Origin of the sequence: Lysobacter terrestris (genome assembly GCF_014489475.1) — a bacterium.
Lineage (GTDB): Bacteria > Pseudomonadota > Gammaproteobacteria > Xanthomonadales > Xanthomonadaceae > Agrilutibacter > Agrilutibacter terrestris.
Genome location: NZ_CP060820.1, coordinates 1,226,536 through 1,239,649, shown reverse-complemented (window position 1 = coordinate 1,239,649; position 13,114 = coordinate 1,226,536). Strand labels below are relative to the sequence as shown.

The 13,114-nt window shown below is 68.0% G+C and carries 17 protein-coding genes; 7 read left to right on the top strand and 10 right to left on the bottom strand.

Translation table 11 applies throughout. The features are described from left to right. Positions 1–160 precede the first annotated feature (160 nt). From H8B22_RS14915 to H8B22_RS05800, 4 genes are all read right to left on the bottom strand, one after another. Positions 161–664 carry an excalibur calcium-binding domain-containing protein gene (locus tag H8B22_RS14915; protein WP_225876290.1) on the bottom strand — a complete coding sequence of 168 codons (504 nt, stop codon included), beginning with the start codon at positions 662–664 and terminating at the stop codon, positions 161–163. A 367-nt stretch (positions 665–1,031) separates the two neighbouring features. Then, positions 1,032–1,418, bottom strand: coding sequence for a hypothetical protein (locus H8B22_RS05810; protein ID WP_187713159.1), 387 nt, complete (start codon positions 1,416–1,418; stop codon positions 1,032–1,034). Between the two features lie 311 nt (positions 1,419–1,729). Continuing rightward, positions 1,730–1,915, bottom strand: a complete 186-nt coding sequence (locus tag H8B22_RS05805) for a hypothetical protein (protein WP_187713158.1) — start codon at positions 1,913–1,915, stop codon at positions 1,730–1,732. 190 nt (positions 1,916–2,105) lie between these two features. Further along, complete coding sequence (locus tag H8B22_RS05800) at positions 2,106–2,459, bottom strand: hypothetical protein (protein WP_187713157.1); 354 nt, start codon at positions 2,457–2,459, stop codon at positions 2,106–2,108. Positions 2,460–2,839: 380 nt separating this feature from the next. Here H8B22_RS05800 and H8B22_RS05795 point away from each other — a divergent pair, with 380 nt between their 5' ends. After that, a complete protein-coding gene (locus H8B22_RS05795) occupies positions 2,840–3,391 on the top strand; it encodes a YaeQ family protein (RefSeq protein ID WP_187713156.1) in 552 nt (183 codons plus the stop codon). A gap of 11 nt (positions 3,392–3,402) precedes the next feature. Beyond that, the gene (locus H8B22_RS05790) at positions 3,403–3,729 is read left to right on the top strand and encodes a hypothetical protein (protein WP_187713155.1); all 327 of its coding nucleotides are present in this window, start codon (positions 3,403–3,405) and stop codon (positions 3,727–3,729) included. A 2-nt stretch (positions 3,730–3,731) separates the two neighbouring features. Here H8B22_RS05790 and H8B22_RS05785 read toward each other — a convergent pair whose 3' ends face one another. Together H8B22_RS05785 and H8B22_RS05780 are read right to left on the bottom strand one after the other, a co-directional pair. After that, positions 3,732–4,373 carry a GNAT family N-acetyltransferase gene (locus tag H8B22_RS05785; protein WP_187713154.1) on the bottom strand — a complete coding sequence of 214 codons (642 nt, stop codon included), beginning with the start codon at positions 4,371–4,373 and terminating at the stop codon, positions 3,732–3,734. A 152-nt stretch (positions 4,374–4,525) separates the two neighbouring features. After that, positions 4,526–5,023, bottom strand: a complete 498-nt coding sequence (locus H8B22_RS05780) for a M48 metallopeptidase family protein (RefSeq protein WP_187713153.1) — start codon at positions 5,021–5,023, stop codon at positions 4,526–4,528. Positions 5,024–5,096: 73 nt separating this feature from the next. Here H8B22_RS05780 and H8B22_RS05775 point away from each other — a divergent pair, with 73 nt between their 5' ends. Beyond that, positions 5,097–5,651 (top strand): DUF2058 domain-containing protein, encoded by a 555-nt coding sequence (locus H8B22_RS05775; RefSeq protein ID WP_187713152.1) that lies wholly within the window; start codon positions 5,097–5,099, stop codon positions 5,649–5,651. A gap of 310 nt (positions 5,652–5,961) precedes the next feature. Further along, positions 5,962–6,717 (top strand): PIN domain-containing protein, encoded by a 756-nt coding sequence (locus tag H8B22_RS05770; protein ID WP_187713151.1) that lies wholly within the window; start codon positions 5,962–5,964, stop codon positions 6,715–6,717. Positions 6,718–6,854: 137 nt separating this feature from the next. Here H8B22_RS05770 and H8B22_RS05765 read toward each other — a convergent pair whose 3' ends face one another. From H8B22_RS05765 to H8B22_RS05755, 3 genes are all read right to left on the bottom strand, one after another. Beyond that, positions 6,855–7,658 (bottom strand): hypothetical protein, encoded by an 804-nt coding sequence (locus H8B22_RS05765; RefSeq protein WP_187713150.1) that lies wholly within the window; start codon positions 7,656–7,658, stop codon positions 6,855–6,857. 411 nt (positions 7,659–8,069) lie between these two features. After that, positions 8,070–8,468 (bottom strand): hypothetical protein, encoded by a 399-nt coding sequence (locus H8B22_RS05760; protein WP_187713149.1) that lies wholly within the window; start codon positions 8,466–8,468, stop codon positions 8,070–8,072. A 214-nt stretch (positions 8,469–8,682) separates the two neighbouring features. Beyond that, positions 8,683–9,297 (bottom strand): TetR/AcrR family transcriptional regulator, encoded by a 615-nt coding sequence (locus H8B22_RS05755; RefSeq protein WP_187713148.1) that lies wholly within the window; start codon positions 9,295–9,297, stop codon positions 8,683–8,685. 82 nt (positions 9,298–9,379) lie between these two features. Here H8B22_RS05755 and H8B22_RS05750 point away from each other — a divergent pair, with 82 nt between their 5' ends. The 3 genes from H8B22_RS05750 to H8B22_RS05740 all read left to right on the top strand — a co-directional run bounded on the left by H8B22_RS05750 (position 9,380) and on the right by H8B22_RS05740 (position 12,391). Further along, positions 9,380–10,573, top strand: coding sequence for an MBL fold metallo-hydrolase (locus H8B22_RS05750; RefSeq protein ID WP_187713147.1), 1,194 nt, complete (start codon positions 9,380–9,382; stop codon positions 10,571–10,573). Further along, positions 10,570–10,824, top strand: a complete 255-nt coding sequence (locus H8B22_RS05745; RefSeq protein WP_187713146.1) for a hypothetical protein — start codon at positions 10,570–10,572, stop codon at positions 10,822–10,824. The genes H8B22_RS05750 and H8B22_RS05745 overlap by 4 nt, the downstream gene beginning before the upstream one ends. Before the next feature lie 352 nt (positions 10,825–11,176). Next, on the top strand, positions 11,177–12,391 hold the full coding sequence (locus tag H8B22_RS05740) for an RCC1 domain-containing protein (RefSeq protein WP_187713145.1): 1,215 nt from the start codon (positions 11,177–11,179) through the stop codon (positions 12,389–12,391). Positions 12,392–12,509: 118 nt separating this feature from the next. Here H8B22_RS05740 and H8B22_RS05735 read toward each other — a convergent pair whose 3' ends face one another. Further along, complete coding sequence (locus tag H8B22_RS05735; RefSeq protein ID WP_187713144.1) at positions 12,510–13,076, bottom strand: hypothetical protein; 567 nt, start codon at positions 13,074–13,076, stop codon at positions 12,510–12,512. Positions 13,077–13,114: the final 38 nt, after the last annotated feature.

Sequence of the window (13,114 nt, the reverse complement as noted above, 5' to 3'; positions counted from 1 at the left end):
CTGTGCCTGGCTTAGTCACACGCAGGCCAGGCTCATAGAACAAGGAACCCTCGAAGTTCGGCTCGGTCGCTGCTTCGACGATGAAACCATCAACTTCTCTTCGCACGGTGCTATCTCCTAGTAAAAATTGCTGGCACTCGAAACAGAGGTCAGGGTGCCATCACTCACACCCCACCCCATCCCCATCCCGATCCAAATGCCGCCCATACCCGGGATCGCCACGCCGCACCGGCGCCGCACCCGCCGCGCGGGCGGCGCTGCAGTTGGCGTAGGAGATGGAATCGTTGTCGTCGCCGCGCAGCCGTTGGCGCGGCATCGGCGTGGGCGCGAAGTTCGGTGTAGGCGCGCGTGGCGCGCTGCCGCGGTGACAGTGATAGCCACCGTGCTTGCGGTCGTGATGGCAGCCGTTCGCGTCGAGCCCGCCGCCATGGGCGTAGGCCGATCCGCAAGCAATGAGTGATGCGCCCCACAGCAGGACGCGTGGCGTCGTCAGCACTGGACACCCCCCGCGTCCTCCGTGACGACTCGACGGTATCACCGTGCAGTTGCTGCCGACAGTGAATCGCTGAAGCCGCCGCGACGCAGCATGGGAATGCCAGAAGCCGCAAAGTCCAAGGCCCGAACTGGCGCCGAACTTGGTCGCGCAGTCGGGCTTGGACCCCATCAGGTGCAGGCTTCAAGCTCCGGGCGCGAAGCGTCGACCCCGACAGCTCCACGCTTCGAGCTTGGAGGTCGAAGCTTCCACCTCCCCAGGTCGAACCTTGGACCCCATGAGCTCGAAGCGTCGACCTCGGAAGCTCCAGGCTTCGACCTCAAAGCCCGGAGCCTGGACCTCCCAAGGTCCGGCCTTGGACCTCAAAGCCCGGAGCTTCGACCCCGGGAGGTCCAGGCTTCGACCTCCCGAGGTCCAACCGTCGACCCTTTGGGGTCCAACCCTCGGGGCCGACCCACAAACAAAAACCGGCGGAGAGGTCGCCCTCTCCGCCGGTTCTCACTCCGGCAGGTGCCGGAGCGTTATGGCACCTCGCCGGTCAGGCCGGCTCGGCCTCCGCCACGCGGCGCTTGCGGGCGAAGCGCGCCGACAACTCGCGCCGCGCGCTCTTGAGCGCTTCGCCCTTGCCGGACACTTCCAGCAGGCGGTAGCCCTCCAGGGCGACGGCCATCATGTCGCTGCCCAGGGCCATCTCGGTGTCGTCGGCCTTCTCGACCAGCTGGCGCAACTGCTGCAGGCGCGGGCGCAGCTGCTCCAGCGCGGTGCGGTCGGCCAGCGCTTCGGCCAGGCCCAGGCTCGGCGGCACGATCTGCGGGTTGTTCGCCAGCAGGGTCAGCGCCTGCTCGCAGAAGTCGCGCGACTTGGGGCCCATCTTCTTCAGCTCGACGCGGTCGTCGGGTTGCAGCGCGACGAAGGGCGCGAACACGCGGCGCATGGTGGCAAGGGCGTCGTCGAAGTCGGCGAGGTCCTGCTCAACGAAATCAGGTTCTGCATGGGCAAGCTCCGTTTGCTGTGTGGATGTAAGGCCCGCGGGGTGCGGGCGGACACAGGGTCACGGAGCGCCGCGCGCGTGTCTGTCGGCGAAGGCCGCGGGGTGGGGTAGGACTTTTCCTACGGCGGCCGCGTCTTTCCCTTCGCGATAAAAAGAAACGGCCGGGTTGCCCCGGCCGTTTCCCTGTTGCCTGTTGTCTGTGGCCGCCTGGCCTCAGGCCTGACGGCAACGCCGCGCGCTCGTGCTCAGCGGCACGGTCCCCGGCGGTCGCCGTGGTCGAGGTGGGCGCCGATGGCATCACGCGGCAGTTCCAGCGTCTTCTTGCCCTTGTGGCAGACCAGCTCCTTGCCGGGCGGGCCGCCCAGTGCCACCGGCACCAGTTCACAGGCGGTGAGCGGCAGGACGAGCAGGGCGGCGAGCAGGTATTTCATCGGGGCGTCTCGGGACGGAAGGATGCGCACAGGGTAGTGGCGCGCTCCGCGGCGGAGTCGTGACGCGTGTCGTGGCTCGGCGTCGCGGGTTGAAAAAGCGCCGGTTGGCGCATCCAGCCCTGGTCTGGCCAAAAGCAAAAGAAAGAGGCGGCCAAAGCCGCCCCTGTTTTCTGGCGTGGAATCGGTCCGGCTAACGTCCGGCGGACTTTGCCGGCGGCTCCGGCTCAAGCGCCTGCTTGCACCATCCGTTGATCACGGGTTCGCACTTCATCTGGACGCTGCCTATCTCGACGTGCGAACGCTTGCCTGACGTGCGCATGGCGTGGCATTGGCGGCTGCCGTCTACCGGACAGGTGAAGCAACCGTTCTTCGTACAGCCGTGCAAGCCGCCGCTGTCGACGGTGTACGAGCAACTTCCTGGCTTCTCGGCATCCATCTTGTCGCACGCGGCCACCACTGCTTCCACCGGGGCCGCTTGGGCCGGATTGGCCGTCAGCACTACGAGACCCACCGCGAGCAGGGCCAGAGTCATGATCTTGCGCATAGACACCTCCATTTGTGCAGGCGCGTAACCTCGGGTTACGCGATCACCGGAATGCGGTCCGCTATGGGCCGGGCGGCGATGGGAAGCTCCTGCCCGTAGCAACGCGATTGATTACAGGGGCAGGACAGCGCCTGTCGCGTGGCGCACATTGCTTGATGCGCTGTACGTCGTCGCCTGCGACGCAAGTGGATGGCCTGATCGCGCCGATGACCCTGGCGCCGGTACGACGCATCGGTGCGGATGCCCGCATGGGCGCCCAGCCCGAGGCAGCGGCGGCTTGAATCGCGGCCGCGACGGCTCCGTCAGCGATTCGCGCCTAGAATGCCCGCCCCAACCTCCATTCCCGCGACGCCCCACGGCCTCGCCAGCAGGGCATCCGCATGGCCTCCAACGCCACCGTCTACAAGGCCGAGCTCCAGGTCACCGATCTGGACCGGCATTACTACGCGTCGCACAACCTCACCCTGGCGCAGCATCCTTCCGAAACCGACGAGCGCTTGATGGTGCGGCTGCTGGCGTTCGCGTTGTTCGCCGACGAGCGCCTGGCGTTCGGCCGCGGCCTCAGCGACGAGGACGAGCCGGCGCTGTGGAAGCGCAGTTACAGCGACGAGATCGAGCTGTGGATCGAACTGGGCCAGCCCGACGAGTCGCGCCTGCGCAAGGCCAGCGGGCGTTCGCGCGACGTGGTGGTGGTCGGTTACGGCGGCAACGCCGCGGAGGCGTGGTGGAAGCGCAACGCCGCCGCGCTGGCGCGCCTGCGCAACCTCACCGTGCTCGAACTCGCGCCCGCCGACGTGCAGGCCGCCACCGCGCTGCTGGCGCGCGGCATGCGCCTGACCGCGATGATCCAGGACGGCGAGCTGCAGCTGATGGACACCGACCGCACGGTGGCGATGCGGCCGTTGGTGCGGATGGCGCCGGAAGCGGCCTGACGAAAAACCGGATGCATCTGTACGAAGTCATCCGCTGGGGCAATCCGTCCGACGACCCGCATACCGGCGGGCCGAATGGCCACGACACCTGCTTCCTGGTGCGCGCGGCCTCGCTCGAGGCTGCGGCCGCGCTTGCCGACGGCGAGCTGCGCTTCGTGGCCGGCGCCGGCCTCGCCGACTGGGCCGAGGTCGCCTACCTGCTCGGTGACGACACCGGCACCGATGGCACCGCGCGCGTGCTGCGTGGCCCGTACATCCAGTCCGCCTATCGCCACGGCTGGCGGCAGTGGAATCGCGCCGGGCCGGGCGAGCCCTGGATCGAATCAGCGCGCGGATAGGCTCAGCGTTCCGGAATTGCCGCCGTAGCGAATGGCGCCAGCACCGTCCAGCCCAGGCGTGCATAGAGGCTGCGGCCGTCTGCGGTCGCGACCAGCAGCTGTGGACTTGCGTGCGACCTTCTCGCGGCCCCGAGCGCGGCCATCACCGCGACACCCAGGCCTTTGCGCCGGTGATCCGGCGCGGTTTCGATGCGGTCGTAGATGAAGACACCCGCGGTTTCCGCCGCGCAGCCGCTCGCGGCCAGCCCGCCATCGGGCGCGATGATGCTGGCCCGGGTGACGGGCCCGGCGTGGTGCAGTTCCATCCGGTAGCCATCGGGCAGGGGCCTGGTTTCGCCGCTGGCCGCGGTTGCGATCATGAAGTGGTTCGCGGGCTGGACCTCCCAGCGGGCCGGCAGGGCATCTCGCAGCTCCTCATCCGTGCCGCACAACTTCAGGTAATGGCGTGACGCCGTGATGGCGTGTGCGATGGCGCGTAAGCCATCGCACGGCCGCGGGAATACCCAACGTGTCGCTTCCTTCTCCGAGTGCGTGTCCACCCGGAAGCCGCCGCGATCGTGGACCGGAGGTGGGGCGCCGCGGGCGATGGAATGCGCGGTTTGCCAGGCGAAAACGAGCGCTGGATCGACGTGGGATGCGGTCATGGTGAGCGTGTGCGGTGCGTGGAGGAGGCCTTCCCGGCGACTGCACGTGCGGTGCCGAGTCGGCTCCCCGTCGCGTCGTCCCCGTGGCGTGTGCACTGAAGCATCGCCCGGTCTCCGCCGCTAGGACGACGGCGATCGGGCAGGGCGAAACGCTAGCGCGGCCCGATCTCGAGCTGCGTCAGGTACAGGCGCAGGTCGAACTCCAACTGGTGGTAGTCGGGTTCCATGTGCGTGCACAGCTGGTAGAAGGCCTTGTTGTGCTCGGCTTCCTTCAGGTGCGCCAGTTCGTGCACCACGATCATCTTCAGGAATTCGGCGGGCGCATCGCGGAACACGCTGGCGATGCGGATCTCGCGGCTGGCTTTGAGCCGGTCGCCGTGCACGCGCGAGATCGCCGTGTGCGTGCCGAGCGCGTGCTTCACCACCTGCAGGCGGTTGTCGTAGAGCACCTTGCCCAGCGGCACCGACTTGCGCAGGTGCCGGTCCTTGAGCGCCTGCACGTAGTCGTACAGCTGGCCGTCGTTGCGCACCGCGTGCGGCTGGGCGTACTTGTCGGCCAGCAGCGCGCCCAGCCGATCCTGTTCGATCAACTCGCGCACCCGTGCCTGCAGGTGCGATGGGTAGCCGGTGAGGTACTTCAGGGTCTGCATCGGGAGCGCGGGCGGAACGGGTGGCGGAACGGCCGGTATCATGGGCCGGAAATCCCCGGCACGAAACCGCGATATGGCGAAGGCGAATCCGCTCCAGGAACAACTGCTCAAGGCGGGCCTGGTCAAGAAATCCAAGGTCGCCGAGGTGGCGCACGCGCAGAACAAGGCGCGGCAGGGCAAGGGGCCGGCCACGCCCAACGAGATCCAGCTGGACGCCGAGCGCGCCCGCGCCGAGAAGGCCGAGCGCGACCGCGCATTGTCCGCCGAGCGCAAGGCGCAGGCGCGCAACGCCGAACTGCGCGCGCAGGCGCGGCAGATCATCGAGGACCGCAAGGTGCCGCGCGCGGGCGAGAGCGAGTACCGCTTCACCGCGGACGGCGCCATCCGCACCGTGCTGGTCAACGACGACCTGCGCAAGAAGCTGTCGGCCGGCGCGCTGGTGATCGTCCGCCTGGACGAACGCTTCGAGCTGTTGCCGCGCGCCGCCGCCGAAAAGGTGCGCGAACGCGACGCAAGCATGATCGTGCTCGACCATGGCCAGGAACCCGGCAGCGAACCCGCCGCGACCACCTCCGAAGACGATGCGTATTACGCGCAGTTCAAGGTGCCGGACGATCTGGTCTGGTGATGTGCGTGGGAGCGGGCGTTAACCCTCGCCCCGCTTGCGGGGTGAAGGCGGGCGCTTGTGCGCCATGGCGCACGCCCGACTGAACGCCATTGCGCCATGCGCAAGGGCCGGGGGCAGAGCGAGGGACCGCATCGCGTAGCGATGCAGGGTGAGGGGACGTGCGCGCTCAGGCAAAAGCGCCCCTCATCCGCCCTCCCCTCAGCGGGTTATCGCCCGCTTCGACCTTCTCCCCGCTTTGCGGGGAGAAGGAAACATCCAACGCTGCGATCACCTCGCGGCGCCAGCGCACGAAGACCACCGGAGACGTCGCATGAGCAAGCCGTACTTCCTGATCGACTTCGAGAACGTCCAGCCCAAGGCGCTGGACCGCCTGCAGCCGGGTGCCGCGCGGATCAAGGTGTTCCTCGGCCAGCACCAGACCAAGCTGATGCTGGAGCTGGTGCAGGCGCTGCAGCCGTTCGGCGCGGATGCGCAGTACATCCCGATCACGGGTAGCGGGCCGGATGCGGTCGACTTCCACATCGCGTTCTACATCGGCCGCCTCGCCGCCGCCGAGCCCGGCGCGGCGTTCACCATCATCTCCAAGGACAAGGGCTTCGACCCGCTGGTGCGCCACCTCAACGGCCTGGGCATCAGCTGCCGCCGCCTGGCCGAGATTCCCGGCAGTGCCGCCGCCGCGCCGGTGGCGGTCGCGAAGCCTGCAGTTGCAGTGAAACCCGTCGCCGCAGCGAAGAAGGCCGTCGCCCCGGCCAAGGTGCCGGGCAAGACCGCGACGAAGAAGTCGGCGAAGAACGTCAGCGTGACGGTGCTGCCGGAAGCCAACGGCGCCGCGCCCGCGACCAGGACCGTCCCCAAGGCGATGACGACGCAGCAGCGCGTGCCGCAGGTGGTGGATCGCCTGAAGAAGTCGAGCAAGCCGGCGAAGCTGGCCACGCTGAAGTCGTCGATCAAGTCGTGGTTCACCCCGCCGCTGGACGACAAGACGGTGGCGGCCATCGTGCAGAGCCTGCAGGACAGCAGGCAGATCACCGTGACCGGGACCAAGGTCGCCTACGCCTTGGGCTAGGCGGTGCCGGTCTTTCGTAGGATGGGTTGGGCGAAGCGAAACCCATCGTGGCGCTCGTGGAAAAGATGGGCGTCGCTACCCAGTCGATCGTCGCGGCGTTCGCGTGATGGATGGACTTCGTTGCCAACCCTCCGTCGCTACGGACATCCGCTCAAATCGGACACGATTTCCAAGCGGAAGATGAAGTCCGCCGCGGTGGCTGCATCCAGCTCCCTTTCTGTCGCTGCGTAATGCTCTAGGAATCTCATCAGCCCCTGGTAGTTTCCACAGCGCGTCCGGGGGAAACGGGCGTTGTTCTCGAACATGTGTTGGGTTGCATACCGCACGCTCCCGCCGAACGCCTGCATGTCGCTGAAAAGCTCCGTAGCTACGCCAGTAAGCGTGACCGGAGTCATGCGGAAAAGCATGTCCTGTTCGGAAAAGAAGTCGTTGTTGACGCCGCTTGAAAAGAAGAAGCGGCCGCCCGCGTAGGGGTTTACCAGGCTCGTCCATACCCCCACGCCGCCAGTGACCGGATCCGCGGGATCGACGACGATTTCCATCGTGTACTTCTGCCCTACGACAAGAGCTATGTCATGGAACCATGCTTCGACGAAGCCATAGTCGTTGAAGATATTGCGCGGGTCATCAGGTTCAATTTCCGTCGGCAAGTGCACGGTGCGGGTTGCCAAGAGGACGGCTTGGCTGTTCTCGCCGGCGTACAGGTTGTAGACGATTGGAGCTCTCGCATTGAGGGAGCCCACAAGTTCGTCGTGGATGCGGAAGCCGAAACGGATCCGGGCATCTTCCGCGGTGAACGACTGCGTCAACGTACCGGGAACGCCCGGCGCAAGGATGCTGCGGGAGTTGGTACTTCCATCGTCAACGACGACTTCGCCGGCAAACGCCGCGCCAGCTGCACAGCAGGCAAGGAAGGCCGCGAGGTTTCGTATGATGTTCATGGGCTCACCAGTGGCATTGGGTTGTGTGATCAGTCGAACAGGGCGTCGCTGCACGACGACGCAGGCAGTTTCTGCCGGCCTGAAAAATCCGCCGAAAAGAAGGCGATGAGTCTTGCAACAACGCGGACGGCCGACATCCTCCCTTTGGGGGATTCCCCGACTTGGGGGAGGCGGTCGCCGCATGACGTAGCCCTGGCACGCGCAGCGCACCCAGGCCTTCGCAACCTCAGCCGTAGTAGGTGAGGAACATGTCCACCGCCGATTCCGCCACGTGCTTCTGCTGCGCGGCGGTGAGCGGCGGCTGGTGCCCGTCCCTGCGACTGCTGGCGCAGTCGCAGGCTGGGTTGGCTCCATCAACCCAGCCCGTAAGACGGCAGTTGTTCGTCCTGATAGACGGCTGACAACACCCGGCTAATAACAGGTGACGGTGCCATTGGATTCGGTGGTGTTGCCGGTGCAATCCACCACCGTGCCTGAGCCGGGCAGCGCCGATTCCGGATTGAATGGACACCCCGCACCGGCGGCGATGCCCGTGCATCCGCTGCACTGCAGGGCGCCGCCGACGCGTTTGCAGCCGGAGCAGCACCAGCGCCCGGCCGCCACCACGGTCGGCCCGATCGCGGGATCCGGGTTTGCCACGAGCGGCCGATCGATGGGGCGTGGTGTCGCCACGCCTGCACGATCCATGGTGCGTGGCTCCGTCGCGCCTGACTGATTCGTGCTGCGTGGCGGTTGCGATGCAGCCGAGCAGCCGAGCAACAACAGTGCGAGCGAGGTAACGAGGGTCGCCATGAGCGCGGTATGTTTCATGTCCAACTCCTTGGAATGGGCGATCGAATTCGATCACCAACAACTACGCCAAGTTCCTGCGGCAGCGGACACATTCGCGGCGCGCGGATCGCGATCGCGTGCGACAAGACCACACACCTCTCCAGCGTAGAACGATGCCCACGAGTGACATGGGCGAGTCGGTGTTGGTAGCGATGTAACCGGCCACGCGCAGCGCACCCGGGTCTTCGCAGCCTCAGCCGTAGTAGGCGAGGAACATGTCCACCGCCGATTCCGCCACGTGCTTCTGCTGCGCGGCGGTGAGCGGCGGCTGGTCCAGGGTGATCTGCGGCCAGAACGCGAAGCCCTTCACCAGTCCCTGCAGCTGCATCGACGCGAACAGCGGGTCGTCGGTCTTCAGGCGGCCGTCGGCGGCGGCGGCGCGGATCCAGATCGTCAGGCCTTCTTCGCGTTCGCCCATGCGCGCGACCATGTCCTGCGCGCGTTCGGGCGAGTGGATCGCGGCGGCGATGGCGACGCGGGCGAGGTCGACGAAGCTGCCGTCGTGCAGCAGGCGCAGCTTCTGCTTCACCAGTTCCAGCAACTGTTCGCGCAGCGGGCGGTCGGCGCGGTAGGCGAGGTCGAGGCCGTCGAGGCTGCTCTCCCACAGCTGGTGGAGGATCTGCGCGAACAACGCTTCCTTGCTCGGGAAGTGGTTGTAGACGGTGCGCTTGGACACGCCGGCGCTGGCGGCGACGCGATCCATGCTGGTGGCTTCGTAGCCGGACTGGCGGAACTCGGCCACGGCGGCGTCGAGGATGGCCGCGCGCTTGCGGTCGGTCAGGCGGAGGGGGGCGCTGGGGTCGCTCATGCGGAAAGTTTACACCCGGGGGTTTACTTTTTCCCGAACGTAACTACACTGTGTAGTGTACTTCTTCCACCCGGCCCACCCCATGCCCCGACGCCCCCGTTTCCGCCGCCTGCGTCGCCTCGCCCTGTTCTCCGGAGTCCTGACCGTGACCGCCTGCCTGCTCTCCGCTGCCCACACCAACGCCCCGCTCGCCGCCTACGCGGACTCGCCGCAGTCCGAGCGCGGCGTGTTCCGCAACCCCGTGCCCAAGCCCGCCGACGGCCTGCTCAAGACCCTGGGCATCGTCTGGAACGTGCTGCTCAACAAGCCGGCCGACGCGGTGCCGGCCGCCGCCCCGCCGGTGCTGGCGTTGACCCGCGCCCAGCTGGAGGCCGCGCCCGACCGCAGCCTGTTCCGGCTCGGCCACTCGACCATGCTGATCAAGCTGCGCGGCGGCTTCTGGATCACCGACCCGGTGTTCGCCGAACGCGCCTCGCCGGTGCAATGGCTGGGGCCCAAGCGCTTCCACGCGCCGCCGATCGCGCTCGAGGACCTGCCGCCGCTGCGCGGGGTGATCCTCTCGCACGACCATTACGACCACCTCGATCGCGACACGGTGCGGCGCCTGGCCCGCACTACCGAGGTGTTCCTGACCCCGCTCGGCGTCGGCGACCGCCTGGTCGCGTGGGGCGTGGATCCGGCCAAGGTGTACCAGTTCGACTGGTGGCAGGGCGCGACCATCGACGGCGTGCGGTTCACCGCGACGCCGGCGCAGCACTTCTCCGGACGCGGCCTGTTCGACGGCAACAAGACGCTGTGGGCGTCGTGGGTGATCGTCGACAACGCGCACGCCGACGCCACCCCCGGCGATGCCGCCGACGCGGACGGGTTGCGCGTGTTCTTCAGCGGCGACACCGGCTACTTCGATGGCTTCAAGGAGATCGGCCGCCGCTTCGGCCCGTTCGACGTGACCCTGATGGAAACCGGCGCGTACGACCCGCAATGGCCGTACGTGCACATGCAGCCGGAGCAGACCGTGCAGGCGCACCAGGACCTGCGCGGGCGCTGGCTGCTGCCGATGCACAACGGCACCTTCGACCTCGCGATGCATGGCTGGACCGAGCCGTTCGAACGCGTGAGCGCACTCGCGGCGCAGCGCGGCATCGCCCTGACCACGCCGCGCATGGGCGAACGCCTCGACCTGGCCGCGCCGCACGCGGCGACGCCGTGGTGGCGCGGCGTCGACGCTGTCGTCGACACGCGCGTCGCGCTGGCCAACGCGGGAGCCGCGCGATGAAGCTGCGCCTGCAGGCCCTGCGCGATCGCGACGACATGCGCCGCATCACCCATTCGTTGCTGCAGGTGGACATCGGCAGCCGCATCAACTTCGACCTCGAGGCGCAGCTGGTGCGCATCGAAGGCCGCCTCACCCTGGGCGATGCGCTCGCCGCGATCGCACGCGGCGGCTTTGAAGTCGCTTCGGTGGTGGACGCCGCGATCGTCGATGCGGCCTTCCGCACCAAGCGCAGCGAAGTGCTGGCGTTCTGAGCCTGGCGCAAGCGCTTGGCCGCGATGCGGCCATGCAGCCAACGTAGCCCGGGTAAGCGCAGCGCACCCGGGGGCCGGTTCGCGCAACGCGAGCACGACGGCGCGCATTCGCAGGCCGGTGTTGCCTTCGGAGGTCACGCACCCGGTCAGGGGTGTCTGCCGAGTCATGCGTGTTGCGATCAACGCTCCGCCCGATTCAGGAAATGGCGTCGCCATCGCCATGTCCGGTGCCCGCGAAGTCCTGCGTACTTTCTGGCATCGCTTCGCGCAGCTGCGAGCGATCAGGCAGCGGATCGACAGCATCCGGAGCAGGGAGTGCCGGCCACGCCAACACCTCATCGGAGGAGACGCCATGTCGACGTATGCCAGTTCCACCACCGCAATCGCCGCGCCCGCCGGTCGCGCCGGGTCGCGCCGCACGCGCCTTCGGGCGTGGTGCGGTCTTCTGACGCTGTGCCTGTTGTTGTGTTCCGCCGCGGCGTTCGCGGCCCGCACCCGCGTGGTTGCCTGGGGCGGTGAAGTCGGCAACCGCGCGCTCGATGTTCCCTATTCCCTGGACGATGCGGTCGCCATGGCCGTGCCGTACGTGCTGCGCGCCAACGGCGACGTGATCGAGATCGGAACCATGCCGCCGGTGGTGCGGGCGACGAACGCCAAGGGCATCGCCGTGAACGAGAACTGCCTGCTGGTCCTGTATCGCACGGGCACGGTCGCCGCGATCGGCGCCGACCCCGTGTGCGCGACGTTCGTGCCGGCCGGACTTGCGGGCGTGACCGCCATTGCCGCGGGTGGCGATTTCGCCATGGCGTTGACCTCCGACGGGCGCGTGCTGGCGTGGGGCGACAACTCGTCCGGCCAGACCGACGTGCCGGTGGGATTGCGCAACGTCGTCGCGATCGCGGCCGGTCGCAGCCATGCGCTCGCGCTGCGTTCCGACGGTCAGGTGGTGGCGTGGGGCAGCAACAACGATGGCGAGCTCGACCTGCCCCCGCTGGTGAACGTGGTCGCGATCGACGCCGGCAACGCCTACAACCAGGCGCTGCAGTCGAACGGCACGGTGGTGGCGTGGGGCGATGCCTACGACTATCCGCGACCGGTGCCGGTGGACCTGCCCCGCGCGCGTGCGCTGGGTGCCGGCAAATGGCGCCAGGCCGCGGCGGTATTGCGCGACGGCACAGTGCGCGAATGGGGCTTCCAGGAAGGCAAGGCCCTGCCGTCCGGGCTGGACAACGTGGTGAAGCTGTCGATGGGCCACGCCGTCAACTTCGCGCTGGTGAGTCGTGGAATCACCCCGGGCGAAGCGATTGCCGACATGCGCGTCGACCTGGATGCGCTGCTGGCGATCGAAGACGCCGACCGCGCCGTCCTCAATGGCGACCTGGACGCGGCCGCATCGGCGGTGGCGGCCAATCGCACCCCGCAGGCGTGCGAGGCGATGCGTTCGTTCGCGGCGCATGCCACGACGCCCGGCGTCCTCGCCTTCTATCCGGACCGCGCGCTGTATTTCGACGCGCAGACGCGCGACGTGCTCCAGTTGCTGCGTTGCGGACGCGGGCGCGACGGCTGAGGTCAAGCTGGCGTGGGCAACTGCAGCCTGGTAGCCCGGGTAAAGCGCAGCGCACCCGGGGCTTCGGCTTCCCGGTGCCTACCGGTGTCGGCATCGCGTCTGGCGCAAGGCCTGCGCGTCAGCGCCGCCGCCACCCATCGCCGGCATCCTCTTCCCGTCCGGGCTGCGCCGCGTAGGTGACGCTGCCTTCGTGGTACACCTCGATCAACCACGGCGCATCGTCGGCATACAGCCACATGTCCGATGCGTGTCGCATCAGCGCCACTGCATGGGTGGAGGCATCGGCGGCGGACAGCGCGACGCGCGGCCGGCCGACGATGCACCAGTCGACGATCACCTCGGTGGCCGGGGCGATCGCCAGTGCGGCCAGGGCCGCATCGAACAGCTCCTTCAATTCCGCGTCGCTGCCGCCGGGGGTGCTGACGGCGTGCGGCACGCGGTCCCAGCGCACGCTGGCGAAGCCGATCGGATAGCGGGTCAGGGGGCCGCGGCGTGTTTCGGTGCTCCACAGGAGTTCGTGACGCACGCCGGCCTGGGCCAACGCGGCGCCGAGGTAGCGCTCGAAATGCGCGACGTTCTCCGCATGCCGCTGCTGCGCCATGCGTTCGGCCTGCTGCGCGTACAGCTGCTCGCGCTTGGCGAGCAGGGCGGCGTGGCGTTGCGCGGAGGTGTCGTCGCTGCTCATGGTGCAGGCGGGATCGGGCTGGGGGTGGCAGCAGGATG

What these genes read in the sequence shown, in the direction of transcription:
- H8B22_RS14915 (WP_225876290.1), bottom strand. Translation starts at nt 664, where the DNA reads ATGGGGTCCAAGCCCGACTGCGCGACCAAGTTCGGCGCCAGTTCGGGC.
- H8B22_RS05805 (WP_187713158.1), bottom strand. Translation starts at nt 1,915, where the DNA reads ATGAAATACCTGCTCGCCGCCCTGCTCGTCCTGCCGCTCACCGCCTGT.
- H8B22_RS05800 (WP_187713157.1), bottom strand. Translation starts at nt 2,459, where the DNA reads ATGCGCAAGATCATGACTCTGGCCCTGCTCGCGGTGGGTCTCGTAGTG.
- H8B22_RS05795 (WP_187713156.1), top strand. Translation starts at nt 2,840, where the DNA reads ATGGCCTCCAACGCCACCGTCTACAAGGCCGAGCTCCAGGTCACCGAT.
- H8B22_RS05790 (WP_187713155.1), top strand. Translation starts at nt 3,403, where the DNA reads ATGCATCTGTACGAAGTCATCCGCTGGGGCAATCCGTCCGACGACCCG.
- H8B22_RS05785 (WP_187713154.1), bottom strand. Translation starts at nt 4,373, where the DNA reads ATGACCGCATCCCACGTCGATCCAGCGCTCGTTTTCGCCTGGCAAACC.
- H8B22_RS05780 (WP_187713153.1), bottom strand. Translation starts at nt 5,023, where the DNA reads ATGCAGACCCTGAAGTACCTCACCGGCTACCCATCGCACCTGCAGGCA.
- H8B22_RS05775 (WP_187713152.1), top strand. Translation starts at nt 5,097, where the DNA reads ATGGCGAAGGCGAATCCGCTCCAGGAACAACTGCTCAAGGCGGGCCTG.
- H8B22_RS05770 (WP_187713151.1), top strand. Translation starts at nt 5,962, where the DNA reads ATGAGCAAGCCGTACTTCCTGATCGACTTCGAGAACGTCCAGCCCAAG.
- H8B22_RS05765 (WP_187713150.1), bottom strand. Translation starts at nt 7,658, where the DNA reads ATGAACATCATACGAAACCTCGCGGCCTTCCTTGCCTGCTGTGCAGCT.
- H8B22_RS05760 (WP_187713149.1), bottom strand. Translation starts at nt 8,468, where the DNA reads ATGAAACATACCGCGCTCATGGCGACCCTCGTTACCTCGCTCGCACTG.
- H8B22_RS05755 (WP_187713148.1), bottom strand. Translation starts at nt 9,297, where the DNA reads ATGAGCGACCCCAGCGCCCCCCTCCGCCTGACCGACCGCAAGCGCGCG.
- H8B22_RS05750 (WP_187713147.1), top strand. Translation starts at nt 9,380, where the DNA reads ATGCCCCGACGCCCCCGTTTCCGCCGCCTGCGTCGCCTCGCCCTGTTC.
- H8B22_RS05745 (WP_187713146.1), top strand. Translation starts at nt 10,570, where the DNA reads ATGAAGCTGCGCCTGCAGGCCCTGCGCGATCGCGACGACATGCGCCGC.
- H8B22_RS05740 (WP_187713145.1), top strand. Translation starts at nt 11,177, where the DNA reads ATGTCGACGTATGCCAGTTCCACCACCGCAATCGCCGCGCCCGCCGGT.
- H8B22_RS05735 (WP_187713144.1), bottom strand. Translation starts at nt 13,076, where the DNA reads ATGAGCAGCGACGACACCTCCGCGCAACGCCACGCCGCCCTGCTCGCC.